At 44.6% G+C, this 14,431-nt stretch carries 15 protein-coding genes; 10 read left to right on the top strand and 5 right to left on the bottom strand.

Annotation, left to right across the window (positions count from 1 at the left end; genetic code table 11):
• Positions 1–7 precede the first annotated feature (7 nt).
• Entirely contained in the window at positions 8–703 is a 696-nt protein-coding gene (locus R7Z77_RS06195) for a pirin family protein (RefSeq protein ID WP_017821043.1), read from the top strand.
• Between the two features lie 81 nt (positions 704–784).
• Here the strand turns inward: R7Z77_RS06195 and R7Z77_RS06190 are convergent, their stop codons facing one another.
• On the bottom strand, positions 785–1,678 hold the full coding sequence (locus R7Z77_RS06190) for a LysR family transcriptional regulator (protein WP_005374436.1): 894 nt from the start codon (positions 1,676–1,678) through the stop codon (positions 785–787).
• Between the two features lie 149 nt (positions 1,679–1,827).
• On the opposite strand from R7Z77_RS06190, the gene R7Z77_RS06185 reads away from it, so the two are divergent.
• Positions 1,828–2,181: a DUF413 domain-containing protein gene (locus R7Z77_RS06185; RefSeq protein WP_005374439.1), complete on the top strand. Its 354-nt coding sequence runs from the start codon at positions 1,828–1,830 to the stop codon at positions 2,179–2,181.
• Positions 2,182–2,328: 147 nt separating this feature from the next.
• On the opposite strand, the gene R7Z77_RS06180 is transcribed toward R7Z77_RS06185, so the two are convergent.
• On the bottom strand, positions 2,329–2,580 hold the full coding sequence (locus tag R7Z77_RS06180; protein ID WP_005374440.1) for a DUF3081 domain-containing protein: 252 nt from the start codon (positions 2,578–2,580) through the stop codon (positions 2,329–2,331).
• Between the two features lie 374 nt (positions 2,581–2,954).
• Here R7Z77_RS06180 and nagB point away from each other — a divergent pair, with 374 nt between their 5' ends.
• A complete protein-coding gene (gene nagB, locus R7Z77_RS06175) occupies positions 2,955–3,755 on the top strand; it encodes a glucosamine-6-phosphate deaminase (protein WP_005374441.1) in 801 nt (266 codons plus the stop codon).
• 90 nt (positions 3,756–3,845) lie between these two features.
• Here nagB and R7Z77_RS06170 read toward each other — a convergent pair whose 3' ends face one another.
• Together R7Z77_RS06170 and gltS (R7Z77_RS06165) are read right to left on the bottom strand one after the other, a co-directional pair.
• Entirely contained in the window at positions 3,846–4,712 is an 867-nt protein-coding gene (locus R7Z77_RS06170) for a hypothetical protein (protein WP_005374442.1), read from the bottom strand.
• 154 nt (positions 4,713–4,866) lie between these two features.
• Entirely contained in the window at positions 4,867–6,093 is a 1,227-nt protein-coding gene (gltS, locus tag R7Z77_RS06165) for a sodium/glutamate symporter (protein ID WP_017821044.1), read from the bottom strand.
• Between the two features lie 413 nt (positions 6,094–6,506).
• Between gltS (R7Z77_RS06165) and R7Z77_RS06160 the strand changes: the two genes are divergently transcribed.
• The 3 genes from R7Z77_RS06160 to R7Z77_RS06150 are packed head-to-tail and all read left to right on the top strand — an operon-like array spanning position 6,507 to position 8,562.
• Positions 6,507–6,878, top strand: coding sequence for a GntR family transcriptional regulator (locus R7Z77_RS06160; protein WP_005374444.1), 372 nt, complete (start codon positions 6,507–6,509; stop codon positions 6,876–6,878).
• Complete coding sequence (locus R7Z77_RS06155; RefSeq protein WP_213967955.1) at positions 6,875–7,732, top strand: ABC transporter ATP-binding protein; 858 nt, start codon at positions 6,875–6,877, stop codon at positions 7,730–7,732. The genes R7Z77_RS06160 and R7Z77_RS06155 overlap by 4 nt, the downstream gene beginning before the upstream one ends.
• Positions 7,732–8,562 (top strand): membrane protein, encoded by an 831-nt coding sequence (locus R7Z77_RS06150; RefSeq protein WP_017821047.1) that lies wholly within the window; start codon positions 7,732–7,734, stop codon positions 8,560–8,562. The genes R7Z77_RS06155 and R7Z77_RS06150 overlap by 1 nt, the downstream gene beginning before the upstream one ends.
• A gap of 100 nt (positions 8,563–8,662) precedes the next feature.
• Here the strand turns inward: R7Z77_RS06150 and gltS (R7Z77_RS06145) are convergent, their stop codons facing one another.
• Entirely contained in the window at positions 8,663–9,898 is a 1,236-nt protein-coding gene (gene gltS, locus R7Z77_RS06145) for a sodium/glutamate symporter (protein WP_005374448.1), read from the bottom strand.
• An 862-nt stretch (positions 9,899–10,760) separates the two neighbouring features.
• On the opposite strand from gltS (R7Z77_RS06145), the gene R7Z77_RS06140 reads away from it, so the two are divergent.
• From R7Z77_RS06140 to R7Z77_RS06125, 4 genes are all read left to right on the top strand, one after another.
• On the top strand, positions 10,761–11,555 hold the full coding sequence (locus R7Z77_RS06140) for a DUF4344 domain-containing metallopeptidase (protein ID WP_017821048.1): 795 nt from the start codon (positions 10,761–10,763) through the stop codon (positions 11,553–11,555).
• Between the two features lie 24 nt (positions 11,556–11,579).
• Positions 11,580–11,966, top strand: coding sequence for a thiol-disulfide oxidoreductase DCC family protein (locus tag R7Z77_RS06135; RefSeq protein ID WP_017821049.1), 387 nt, complete (start codon positions 11,580–11,582; stop codon positions 11,964–11,966).
• 175 nt (positions 11,967–12,141) lie between these two features.
• Complete coding sequence (locus tag R7Z77_RS06130; protein WP_021707578.1) at positions 12,142–13,803, top strand: methyl-accepting chemotaxis protein; 1,662 nt, start codon at positions 12,142–12,144, stop codon at positions 13,801–13,803.
• 121 nt (positions 13,804–13,924) lie between these two features.
• Positions 13,925–14,419, top strand: a complete 495-nt coding sequence (locus R7Z77_RS06125) for a peptidylprolyl isomerase (RefSeq protein WP_005448882.1) — start codon at positions 13,925–13,927, stop codon at positions 14,417–14,419.
• Positions 14,420–14,431: the final 12 nt, after the last annotated feature.

Raw genomic sequence — 14,431 nt, 5'->3', positions numbered from 1 at the left:
AGGCCTTATGATTACGGTAAGACATGCAGCAGACCGAGGTCGAGCAAACTTTGGCTGGCTTGATAGCAAACATACGTTTTCTTTTGGTAGCTACTACGATCCTCAACATATGGGCTTTTCTGAGCTGAGAGTCATTAATGACGATGTAGTCAAGCCTGGCGCGGGTTTTGATACACATGGCCACCGTGATATGGAGATCATCAGCTATGTGTTGGAAGGTGTTATCGCACACAAAGACAGTGAAGGTAACGTCAAAACACTACCTGCAGGTGAATTCCAACTCATGTCGGCAGGGAAAGGGATTTACCACAGTGAGTACAATGCATCGAACCAAGATACGCTGCGGTTTCTACAGATTTGGATTCAACCGAACACATTTGGAACCAAACCAGGTTATCAGCAAAAAGATTTTGGTCGCAATCCTGGGTTAACGACTATCGCAACTCCAACTGGAGAAAACGGCACGCTACTTATTAAGCAAGATGCGACTTTGCATCAGTTAATTCTTGAGCCAAGTAGCGAACTAAACTTTGAGATTGAGTCGGGCCGAAATCTATTCATCCATCAAGTGACTGGGAGCCTTAGTGTCGACAATACCACTTTGACGGCTGGCGACGGCGCGAAGGTTGAACACCAGAGTAAGGTTGTTTTGCGCAATACATCAAACGAAAGCACAACAGCCCTGTTGTTTGACTTACCATAACTATCGACTCATCGAGATAAAAACAAAGCCGCCTTGATTTCTCAAGGCGGCTTTTTCGTTTTTCTGACTTTTCATTCAACGCTATTCGTCGGAAGTGCCAGAACCAATTTGCTGAAAACTGTAAGCGGTCAGTGGATCGATCTCTTTGACAATTTCTTCCACTTGCTTAATCGCGTCTACAGACGAGCTAGCTTTACGATAGCTCAAATAGATAGGGCGACACCAATCTTCTACTCCAGACACCTTGTGAAGCTGCCCATTAGCGATAAATGGCTCCACGAGAGAGATTGGTAAGTACGCGGCTCCACCCTTCTCTAAAATAAAGTCCAATGCGATACGCGCTGTTGAAGTGCGTAAATATGGAGCCGGAATCTTAGGGTGACGCTCAGAATGCTCTGAGGAGAAACGCGTCCCCCAGTCAACGTACACATATTTGTTTTCGAAAACGGTATCTAAAGAATCTTTCTCAGTTGATACCAGAACGAGAACAACATCCGCCACTTTTTTACAGTTAAGCTCATCAGCTTTGATCTGATCGAACGCAAATGCCATATCTAACGTGCGCTCTAGCAAGCTACGACTGAGCATCTCACGTCCCATCACTTCTGCCATGAAGCCATAACCACCAAACGAATCTGTGACGACACTTAAACAATTCTGTAAATAAGCGTCCCAAATGTTTGGCGTGCCACCTAACGTTAGTTGCAGCGCTTTGCCATCTTCAAGCGATAATTCTAGCTTCGCTTGTTGCAATGTAGTGACCATTACCTCGGCATAGCTGATTAAGCGCTCACCTGCAGAGGTCAACTTTATGTTATTTCGATCACGAATAAACAATTGCGTATCGAAGTAACTTTCCAATTGTTTGATACGTGCGCTCACAGCGGCTTGGGTAATATAAAGGTTCTCAGCAGCACGTCCGAAGTGACGAACTCTTGCCAGCTCTAAAAATGTTCGAAAGACTTTTACATCCATAAACCATCTCCTGGTTAATATAAAACCAGATTAACAACTAATTAAAATCATGACGACAAAAAAGTTTTGTTTTTCTTTTGTTAGATTTAAGCCTAATTTTCGCCGTAAGTTCACTACATTCATCAATAACGGTTACAGAGGCTGTTGACATGTCTGACACTGAATTCCGTCATGGCAAAAAACGTTTTTACGATAACGTAAAATTCCCACGCGGCTTTGCAAAGTCTGGCGATTTTACTCTTTCAGAAGAGGAAATCCTAACAATTTATGGGGATACAATGCTTGGCTTAGAGTCAGGCGAATTAACACCTGAAAACAGCGAAGAGAAACACTTCATCAAGGTGTTAGAAAACCCGGGCAAAGCAAAAACAAAACTTGAGCGTACGTGGCTAAAGTACACCCAACTTGCTCGTGGTCGCAAGCGCTTCCATACGCTAAATGGTCGTAACAAGCCTGACGCCACAGAAGAATACATTGAAGAGAGTTTGGTTGAAGACGATTAATAACCAATAACCTAGTTCTCGCCTTTTTCTAGCAGTAGGCGAAAGCTCGTTTGACTTTACTGAGCGAGCAAGACAAGCTCATTTCTTCTCCTAAAGCCCAAGGGGGCATTCTCCCAAGGGCTTTTTTAATATTTGGGTGATGACCGTTTACTTGGCGAGCGTCGCAATCTTTTTCAGAAAGCTCTCTTTCAAATGCTCTTGGTCATATTCCAAGTGATAGGTGTTGTGGAAGCCAATTTTTAGCTCAACACCATTCCCTCTCAAGAAAACGTTGTACCCATCGTAGTCAGAAAACGCTTCTACACCTTCATACATTTTACCAAATTCGGTTGGCGTACCGTTGTTCATCACACATTCGTAAGCCTGTAGTACTTTGCTCGGATCTAACTCATTTTTCATACCGAATTCCTCACTGGTTTACACATTTCAATTATGGTTAAAGAATGAGCGCCATGCCATATCTAACCCATAATATTTGAAGTTCGTGTGCGATTTCGCACTCTGTAGGTTGTTAAAAAACAAGGTTAAGTGCGAAGGCAGAACTTAATTTAGATCATAAATTTTATCTATTGATTCGTCAGTTTCATAATGCAATTTCTTTGTAAAAAATCGTCTTATAAAAGCATTTAGATATAAAAATCGTCGACAAAACCAACATTGGTTAAAGAAAAAGCAAAATTTTGACCTAAAACAATAGCAGTTCGCCATTACTTATTTTATAATGCGAATTAATGTTTCAGTACATCGTCAATTCCAATAACTAGGGGCACAAAATGAGACTTATCCCGTTAACTCGAGCAGCACAAGTAGGTAAGTGGGCAGCTGCGCATATCGCTAAGCGTATCAACGACTTTAAACCTACTGCTGAGCGTCCATTCGTTCTGGGTCTACCAACTGGTGGCACTCCTCTAGCAACCTACAAAGCCCTAATCGAGCTTTACCAAGCCGGCGAAGTCAGCTTCAAAAACGTCGTGACTTTTAACATGGATGAGTACATTGGCATCCCTGCGGATCACCCAGAATCTTACCGCTCGTTCATGTACAACAACTTCTTTAATCACATTGATATTCAAGAAGAAAATATCAACCTACTGAACGGTAACACAGACGATCACGACGCAGAATGTAAGCGTTACGAAGACAAAATTAAGTCTTACGGCAAGATCAACCTGTTCATGGGCGGCGTGGGTAACGACGGTCACATCGCGTTCAACGAGCCAGCGTCATCTCTTTCTTCTCGTACTCGCATCAAGACCCTCACTGAAGACACTCGCATTGCGAACTCTCGCTTCTTTGACGGCGACATCAACCAAGTGCCTAAATACGCGCTGACTATCGGTGTTGGTACGCTTCTAGACTCAGAAGAAGTGATGATCTTGGTCACTGGCCATAACAAAGCTCAGGCACTTGAAGCAGCCGTGGAAGGTTGTGTAAACCATCTATGGACAGTTTCTGCACTTCAGCTTCACCCTAAAGCGGTGATCGTATGCGACGAACCAGCTCAACAAGAACTGAAAGTGAAGACAGTGAAGTACTTCTCTGAGCTAGAAGCAGAAAACATCAAAGGCTTTTAACCCATAGGATGGCAGCCTAGAAATACACTAAAAATACAAAACCCGTGTTGAACACGGGTTTTTTCTTATCTGAACAGCGGGCTTAAGTCGTCAATAAGCTTTAATACCAAACTGACGAAGACGCTTAGGAAGCACTTCATCCAACTTGTCTAGTTCACTCGGTTCGACTTCGATAAGATTGAAATGATGCTGCTCATAAACAGTACGAATGGTCTCACGGTCGGCCTGAGCCATCTCCCCATCGTCACTTCCCCAAAATTGCAAATAGACTTTGCCACCTGGCAAGTAAAAATCGCTAGTGACATCTTGGTCAATCGGCAACTGACGCTCATAAGCGTGCACTACACCAGCCAAGTACAGCCAGTTGTCAATGAGCAACTCACCCTTAGAGCGTACGTAATGCCCATCTAATGTTCGGTGCTTGGCTTCAAATTTTTGGCGAAAGCTTGAGTACGATTTATCCGTAGAATGTGACTCCGCGTCTTGCCCTAAAAACTCAATGACAGACTGCTTAAGACGCTTGTTACGCAGCACCACATCGTGCCATACGACAAAGGTATTTTGTGTTTCTTTATCGGTTCTTTGCTGCCCACCAGCGCGCACACCAGCTTCTGTGACACTCCATCCCTCTTCGGATTTGGTCAACCAACCCAGTTCACTCAAAAGCTGGTTCATGCGCTTCGCATTCAATTTCAGCTTTTCACCCAGTTGTGTCGCGCTCAATGTTTTCCCTGAGCTGGGAGTCAGCTCAATATGTAAGTTGGTCGGCCAGACGATGAACTGGCCAAATTTAGGGTGATCCACATACTCACCGCCAAACTTTGCCCCTTCTTCGGTCAAAATCCACTTTTCATCTTGGCGAACGATGTAGCCTGCACGTTTGAGATCGGCAAACAGCAGCTTAGCTTCTACCTTGCGCATTTTCGCTAATGCCGACGTCGATATTTTTTCAGACATGTGGGTACCTCATGCTGCTGCAAAATTGAACACTATGTCGTCATAGTAACGCATTGATTTCACGGCTTGAAGTCAGGCAAACAAGATTTCGTGTTACAAATAGCAAAGCCAGCGTATAGGTGCTGGCTTTGTTATTTCGGTAAAAAAGCGAATGTTATTTAATAAAAGCGATGCATCCTTGCAAAATCACTAAATTCACAATGTCGATGAAGAATGCACCGACAATTGGAACCACCATAAATGCTTGTGGTGATGGACCATATCGACTCACGATGGAGCCCATATTCATGACCGCAGTCGGTGTAGCACCTAACCCAAAACCGCAGTGTCCGCTAGCGATCACCGCCGCATCGTAGTTGCCTCCCATCATGCGGAATGTTACGTAGTAAGTGAACATCGCCAACACTGCCGACTGAATAGCAAGAATAATAAGGAATGGGATCGCAAGATCGAAAATATTCCACAATTTCAAACTCATCAAGGCCATGGCAAGAAATAGAGATAGTGCAACCGTGCCAAGAATATCAACGGTTTCTAAATCAGCCTTGCGCGCCTTCGTCACTTCCATGATGTTAGTGATAACAACACCAATAAACAGCGCATAAACAAAATCGGGAATCATTAACCACTTGATGTCAAAACTGCTTACCCAACTCTCGAGATACTTCGCGCCTGTCACGCAAAGTAGAATGATGGACAAGCTTTCAACGACTCTTTTCGCTGTGACACGATCTTCCTCATGTTCGTTGTACGTCACCAGTTCAGGGAAACTCTGATGACTTTGATTGGTGCGTCCGTATTCCGATTCCAAGTTGTGTTTGTTTAGTAGCTTTTGTGCAACAGGGCTGCCAATAATCCCGCCCATCACCAAGCCAAATGTAGCAGAAGCCATTGCCACCTCTAGAACATTATGCAAACCATACATTTCTTGAAAAGTTTGCGACCACGCAGCTCCAGTTCCATGTCCGCCAGAAAGCGTAATGGATCCGGCGATCAACCCCATGAGTGGATCTAACCCCAACGCTGTTGCTAAGGACACGCCGACCGCATTTTGGATAAGAATGTAGACCGATGCCACAACTAGGAAGATGAAAACCTTCGCACCGCCTTTAATCAGTTGGGTGTAATTTGCCGCTAAGCCAACGGTTGCAAAAAACATCAGCATAAAGACGTTTTGCAGTGGTAAATCAAAGGAGACATCCACACCATTTAAGTGCATCGTCGTGATGACGCAAGCGACCACTAGACCACCAACAATTGGCTCTGGAATATTAAATTTTTTTAAGGTTGGTAACTTGGTATTGATGAACTGCCCTAAAAACAACACGCAAATTGCGACGAGGAACGACTCCTGTGGGCCGATAGATATTACCTGATTCATGAGACCTCTTTACTCTACTCTTTCTCATTCATTGAGCACGAGCTCAACGTGAGATAGGTGCCTAAGCCAGTCAGATTGCCTCTCGAAACTTTTGTTTTCTAGGCCTCTTTGACCATTGATTCTCATCAAGTAAGAAATAGGCAGACCTAAAATTATGCTAATTATCATTCAGTGAGAATATTCATTTAGAACAGGCGATAAGTGTATTGATGGGAAGAGAAAAACAACACTTCTCAACTTATGAGAAGCAATTAATTTCCATATAAAACAAAACCTCAAAACAACGACCACATAGGTGGATATTTAGAGCGAATGAGAGAGGCGGATACACTAGGTTTTAAATTATTACTTTCTCTCTAATGCACTAGGTGTTATACATATATATAACACCATCTCAACCAAGAGATTCACTCATGACTAATTGGCATGATCGCCAACCGATATTTCGACAGTTGGCAGACCAGATCACGCAGCAAATACTGCAAGGTGTCTGGCAAGAAGGCGATGCTCTGCCCTCCGTCCGTAGCATCTCTGCAGATATGAAAATTAACCACCTCACCGTAATGAAAGGCTATCAATTGCTTGTTGATGACGGGCTAGTGGAGAAAAAACGCGGTCAAGGTATGTTTGTCGCTTCAGGAGCAAAGCTCAAATTACTCGCAGACGAGAAGGCACGTTTTCTTCAGCAACAAATTCCGCAGATAGCCGACACAATACAGCGTCTGGATATGTCACTCGACGAATTCATTCAACAACTAAAACCACACTTGAAAGGTGACCAATGAGCGCATTAGTCAGTGTAAACAACGTCTCCAAGCAATATCAGCAACAAGGAGAAGCACTGCATGAAGTGAGTTTCGACCTACATGCAGGACAAGTACTTGGCTTACTCGGCCATAATGGCGCAGGTAAATCAACGCTTATTAATGCCCTACTCGGTGCACATGAATATCAGGGCACTATTCGTATCAACGGATTTGAACCCATTATGCAACGCGACAAGATAATGCAGAGCTTATCCTACATCTCGGATGTCAACGTTCTGCCAGATTGGATGACCGTTGCTCAACTGCTTAACTATACCGAGGGCGTGCATCCAGGGTTCAATCGCGCCCAAGCAGATACGCTACTTCGTCAAACGGACATCAAACCTCGTGCGCGTATCAAATCTTTATCCAAAGGGATGAAGGTGCAATTACACCTCGCGATTGTGATCGCAACCAACACCCAAATCCTCATATTGGATGAACCGACACTCGGGTTAGATCTCGTGTATCGCGAGACGTTTTATCGTCACTTATTGGAATGGTTTCACGACGGCGATCGCGTGTTGATCATCGCCAGTCATGAAGTATCAGAGATTGAGCACTTGCTGACAGATGTTCTGATTCTTAAGCATGGTCGCCCCGTTCTGCAAACCTCGATGGACAGTATCAGTGAAGACTATTTCATTCTTGAAGCCAACGACGAGCACCGCACACAAATTGAAGCGATGAACCCACTCTCGTCACAAAAAGGCCTCGGTTCAACGAAATGGTTACTCAAAGCCCAGTATGCCCAACAAGCAGAAACAATGGGCTCCATCCATGGGGTGAAGTTAGCGGATCTATTTTTAGCATTGCAGAAGGAGGCAGCGTAATGCGTTCAGTTGTCGCGATGTTGCAAAAAGAGTGGTTAGAAAACCCTCTTGTTTTACGTATTCCACTGTTTGTGTTGGCGTGTGGAGTTATTCTCTTTGTGAGTTTAATGAGTAACGACACTCTACAACACAATATGTTTTTCCAAATGAGCTTTGGTGGCGATGTCAGTGACATTCACAAAGAGCTTGGTGATGATGTCAATATGTTGATTACCGGAGGAGCAGGGCTGCTGTCTATCTTGTTAGCCGTTCAGTACTTCCCAAGAACGCTACGCAAAGAACGGGCGGAAGGCAGCATTATGTTTTGGCGCAGTATGCCTGTCAGTGACATAAAAACCCATTTAGTGAAGCTAGGATTTGGCTTATTGGTGATTCCGCTCGTCTGCTCGGTGCTCGTACTCGCTGCAAATTTAATGTTGTGGTTGCTGAACATCTCTACTGATCACCAATTGGCTTTATTGTACCGCCAAGCCTCGTTAGGTTACGTGCTGCTGCATTGGGGAGAGTTTTTAATCAGAATGTTTTTCGCCGGTATTCTGCTGTTACCGCTGGCATTAACTGCGATGGCTATTTCACAAAAAGTGAACTCACCACTGGTCATTTTGTTTATCGCCATTTATGCGCTGCGTTGGATGCCTATCGCACTTTTTGGTTTCTACGGGCTAGATCAGTTTTTCTCCGAAGTGCTTTACCTTCCGCTGCACGCCATTATTACACCAAACCCATTCAATGCCATTCCTCAAGCGGGTTGGTTAAACGTTGGCATTTACGCCTTCATTGGTATTCTTGGTTGGACAGCTAGCCTCAAGTTCAGCCGAACTATCCAATAATTCTTCGTTCAATAAACGACCAAACCAAGTCATAAAAAAACGGTCACAACCAGTGTTGTGACCGTTTTTATTTCGCCTCTAGGAGCTCATCCACTTAACTTTAACCAAGGAATGAAATGTAGCCTTGCAAGATAATTAAGTTGACGATGTCGATAAAGAAAGCGCCCACAATTGGCACCACCATAAATGCTTGTGGCGACGGGCCAAATCGGTTAACGATTGAACCCATGTTCATTACGGCTGTTGGGGTTGCACCCAAGCCAAAACCGCAGTGCCCCCCTGCAATAACCGCAGCATCGTAGTTGCTTCCCATCACTTTGAACGTAACATAGTACGTAAAGATTGCTAAGACGACAGACTGCACAGCTAAAATAACCAAGAATGGAATCGCTAGATCGAAGATATTCCATAACTTCAAGCTCATCAGAGCCATCGCTAAGAACAGAGATAGCGATACCGTACCTAACATATCGACCGTTTCGGCATCTAACTTACGAATCTTGGTCACTTCCAAGAAATTCGTAATGATCACACCAATGAATAGCGCATATACGAAGTCTGGAATCATCAGCCATGAGATTTCATACGTGCTTACCCATTGCTCGACATACTTGGCCCCAGTAACACAGATCAGTAGGAAGAAGAGTTTCTCCACCACTTTTTTCGCCGTTACTTTATCTTCTTCGTATTCATTGTAAGTCACCAACTCCGGGAATTTCTCGTGAGTTTTGGCATCTCGACCACCACGACCATACTCAGACTCTATGCTGTTCTTTTCGACTAGGCGCTGCGCTACAGGGCTACCAATGATACCGCCGATGATCAAACCAAAAGTCGCTGATGCCATTGCAATTTCTAAGACGTTATCCAATCCATACACGTCTTGAAAGGTTTGTGACCACGCAGCACCTGTACCATGACCACCAGACAGAGTAATCGAGCCAGCAATTAACCCCATCAAAGGATCTAAACCGAGCGCCGCCGCAAGTGAAACGCCAACGCCGTTTTGTATGATGATGTAAAACGATGCGACAGCTAAGAAGATAAAAACCTTCGCACCTCCTTTCATCAACTGAGTGTAATTTGCGGCCAAACCAACTGTCGCAAAAAACATTAACATAAACGTATTTTGTAATGGCAAGTCGAACTCTAAATCGATGCCGTTGAAATGAAGAGCAGTAATCATGCAGGCTACAATAAGACCACCTACAATCGGCTCAGGTATGTTGAATTTCTTTAAAATCGGTAGCTTAGCATTAATAAAATGCCCCAGGAAAAGCACACTGATTGCGACCAAGAAGGACTCCAGTGCACCTACAGATATTAAATGATTCATATCGCCTCTTATTATTGTTCTCTTCATTCTCCGTAATGAATGAGTGTTAGTTTAACCTTCGTTCAATAGCAAATTTTCTCGCTTTATTGTTTCGAAAATACTCAAAAAGTTGGTGTAGATGCGCCTTAGGCTAGTTTAAGGGGCGCTCCTTAAGCGATGTGTCAGTTTTTACGCTGTTAGCAAGCCCTTAAATGTGAAAGGAGCTGATACAGCTCCTTCAAATGGCCCCTCGCAATACCTGTGCGTTATCGCTTGGGCTGTCGTGTTGTGAGTAAATTCTGGGTGACACTTTCTGAACCACTTCGGGCTCCCTTACTTAAACAGAATGTGTCAATTACTATCAAACAAAGTTCCTTCCCGTTGTAACCGCTAAACGCCGAGAGCGCGTTCAAAACAATTGGGTTTGCCTGTTCCTGTCGTAGCTTTTCAACTCTGGCTCATGGTGTATAAACGAGCCGAATCCAAGGAAACTCTCAGGCTGCAACAAACGTTTTCGTCACAACGGAGCAGGATTATAACATATCGCTGATAATTTTCTTCAATTCAGTGACATTCACCAACCCCATGGTTAAACCTTGCAATGATTAACTGCCTATTATCATTTTCACAGATAAAGATCGAAGCACAGTTACTCAGTAAGCTTCTTAGAAAACGATGCATAGCTAATAACTTCACCGCCGTTCTTATCCAAGAGGTCTTGATAAACGCCCTAGAGAACCAAGCAGCCGAAATATGCGATGTTATCATGATTGCTTTTCGAGACCGACGTCCCGACTTTGGCTAATGAGTACAACCCCAACTATGCATCAGACAAAAACATGTATAATTTTTTATACAAGTTATTCAATAACAAGAGTCCCACATGAACATTCATTCGCTTTGCGCTGCGCTATTACTCAGCATCGTCTCATCAGCTACAGCAGCTGAAAACATTCGTATTCAATATTCTCCCATAGAGACAACTCATGAAAAAATCGCCCAACAATCGATTAAAAGCAGCGATGTAAACACCATCTTTGTTGAGCTGTCTCAGGCCTACTTTCCATTTGATAAAGCTCTCACGCTGGTTTACGGCGGAGAAGATGGTCCAATGTATGATCCTGATACACACACAATATACGTTCCTTACACTTTTTATTTGGAGTCGCTCAATTACTTCTCCAATAATCAGTATGGAGAACGCTTCGGAAAATCCCCAAAAACAGGGGCGCTAGATACGTTATTGCACACTTTACTTCATGAAGCTGGACATGCTTACATCGAAGATCAAAGCATCCCTGTTCTCGGAAAAGAAGAAGATGCGGTCGATAATTTTGCCACTATTTTAATGATTGACTTCCTAAAAGATGGCGCAGATATGGCCATTAGCGCCGCCGACATGTTCGCATTCGAATCCGACGACAGACCGGACTACTACGATTTTGGCGAGTACATTGACGAACACAGCTTTGATTTGCAGCGTTACTTTTCAACGTTATGTTTGGTGTACGGTAGTGATCCTGAGCAATACAAAGCCTTACTCGATGAAGTAGAAAAAGACTACCTGCGTGATCGCAAAGAGTTCTGCCAATTCAATTACGGCAACATTCGCGACAATTGGCTGCATTACTTGCAAAACAATGAACCAAAAGAAAATTCGCCACGTAAAAGCGATTAGAAAATCTCAAATAAGAAGACCGCAATGACAAACCTCACCATATTTTATGACGGAACCTGCCCGCTTTGTGCCAAAGAGATGAAGGCGCTAAAACAACGCGATTCCAAGCAGCACATCAAAACCGTCGATATCTATAGTGATACATTCGCAGATTATCCGCAGATCGATCCTGAACAAGCCAACACCATTTTGCACGCCCTCAACGAAAAGGGGGAGCTTCTGCTTGGGTTGGACGTGACTCATCGTGCGTGGCAATTAGTTGGTCGCGGTTGGCTCTACGCTCCACTGCGTTGGCGCCTCGTTAAACCTGTTACTGACTGGCTTTACCTCAAATTCGCAAAGAATAGGTATCGCGTCTCATATTGGTTAACAGGGACTTCTCGTTGCAATAGTGGGTCGTGTTCACGTTAATTGTGATCCCGCTTAAAAATGCTACGACCTTCGTCTAGATTTACAAATTTCCAGTACTTCTGATTGATTAACTCGGTTAATCTCTAAGCATTACAACAATAAGTATTAACACTTTTATCAGGCAAGCTTATTCAGCTTGTCACTTGTAACGCTGCGCCGAGAGAAGGACGTCTCTATGAATCTGACGATCAGAAAACGACTATATATCCTTTCAATAATTCCAATTCTAACTATGGCAATAGGCATGATGTGGTTCACCTACGTACAAACCACGGCCTACAACGAGCACGAGATTGAGCAAACTCGAAGTCGAATGATGGAGATGAAAAAAGCCGAACTCAAAAGTTACGTACAAATGGCGCGTTCCGCTGTCGAACCGCTACTCGCACAAAATGCCCCACTGGAAGAGGCTCTGCCTATCTTGAAACAACTAGAGTTTGGTCAATCCGGCTACATCTTTGGTTATGATTCAAAAGGCGTTCGTGTCGTGGTGGGTAAAAACACCAAAGGCATCGGGGAAAACTTCTATAACTTGCAGGACAAGAAAGGCAATTACCTGATTCAGGATTTGCTAAAAAATGCCAAAACTGGTGAGTTCACGACTTATTACTTCCCGAAACTCGGTCAGAGTGAAGCACTACCGAAACTCAGCTACTCAGTCTTTATTCCTGAATGGGACTTGATGTTGGGTACGGGTTTCTACACGGACGATATCGACGCCATTGTGGCAGACATGGAAAAAGCAGCACACGAAGATCTCAACACCACACTAACTGCGATAGCCCTGTTTTGTGCCTCGATAACAGCAATAGTTGCAGTCTTTGCCGTATTTGTTAACCGCAGCATCATGAAGCCTATTGAGCAGTTTGATGCTTCAATTCACTCTTTCGCGCAAGGCGATGCAGATTTAACCGCGCGCATGGAAGAATCGAGCGTGCCGGAGTTCACCCAACTTAGCCGTAACTTCAATATCTTCGTTGAAAGCCTGCAAGGCATCATCAAGAGTGTTAGCCATGTCGGACAAGAAGTGGTTTCAGAGACCAACGAGATGTCACAGCGTGCATCGCAAGTGGACGAGTTAGCTTCAGGTCAACGTGAAGAAACCGAACAGGTCGCTGCGGCAATGACTGAGATGACAGCAACGGCGCACGAGATTTCAAACAACGCTAACCAAGCCGCGCAATCAGCCAGAGACGCCGATGAAAACTCACAACAAGCAAAACACATTGTTGATTCGGCAGCGAACTCTGTCGAAGCGCTCGCGCTAGAGGTGTCGGAAGCCAGCACGGTAATTTCTCGTTTAGAGAGCGACGTACAAAACATTTCTTCTTCGCTAGAAGTGATTCAAGACATTGCCGAGCAAACCAACCTATTGGCACTAAACGCAGCCATTGAAGCAGCCCGTGCAGGCGAACAAGGTCGAGGCTTCGCAGTCGTTGCCGATGAGGTTCGTAAACTGGCAAGTCGCACTCAAGACAGCACAGGCGAAATTCACCAAATGATTGAGCAGTTGAAGTCTGGCTCGGATGCAGCAGTGAAAGCCATGGGCTCAAGCCAAGCGCGTGGTGAAGCAACGGTTGAGGAAGCACGAGCTGCCTCTGCCGCACTGCAAGAAATCCAAGCCGCAATTGCTAACATCATGGACATGAACACCCTGATCGCAACAGCAACCGAAGAGCAAAGCCAAGTTGGCCAAGAGATTTCACAACGCATCGAAGTCATCTCTCAACAAAGCAGCCAATCGGCACACCTTGCGAATCAAAACCGCGCAGGTAGTGGCAACCTAAACCACAAAGCTAACGAGCTGTACGACTTGGTCGGTCGCTTTACGGTTTAACGCTTTCCTCACCCATTCTCCATGCAAACAGCGACGCCAAAACGTCGCTGTTTTTATTTCTGCTATCCTCATACGACTTAGCTATAATGCCGCCAACTTAGCACCCATAAGGGCAAACCAGATGATTATTATGACCACCAATTTCGGTGATATCGAGATTGAACTGAACCTAGAACGAGCGCCAGTTAGCTCAAAGAACTTCAAAAAATACTGTGAAGATGGCTTCTACAACGGCACCATTTTCCACCGCGTTATCGATGGCTTTATGATTCAAGGTGGCGGTCACACCGAAGACATGGCAGAAAAGCCAACACGCGCACCGATCGCGAACGAAGCAAACCGTGGTCTAAAGAACCTTGTTGGTACTATCGCAATGGCGCGTACCGATGCACCGCACTCTGCAACGGCACAGTTCTTCATTAACTTGGAAGACAATGATTTCCTAGACCACACCGCTACTACCAACCTAGGCTGGGGCTACGCCGTGTTTGGTAAAGTGACCGCGGGTATGGATGTCGTAAACCGCATCGCGAAAGTGAAAACGACCTCTAAACTTGGTCATGATGATGTGCCATGCGATCCAATCATTATCGAGAAAGTGACGGTCAGCGAATAAGCCCATTCATCT

Source organism: Vibrio sp. 1401 (assembly GCF_033340295.1).
This window is presented reverse-complemented; position numbering and strand designations above follow the sequence as displayed.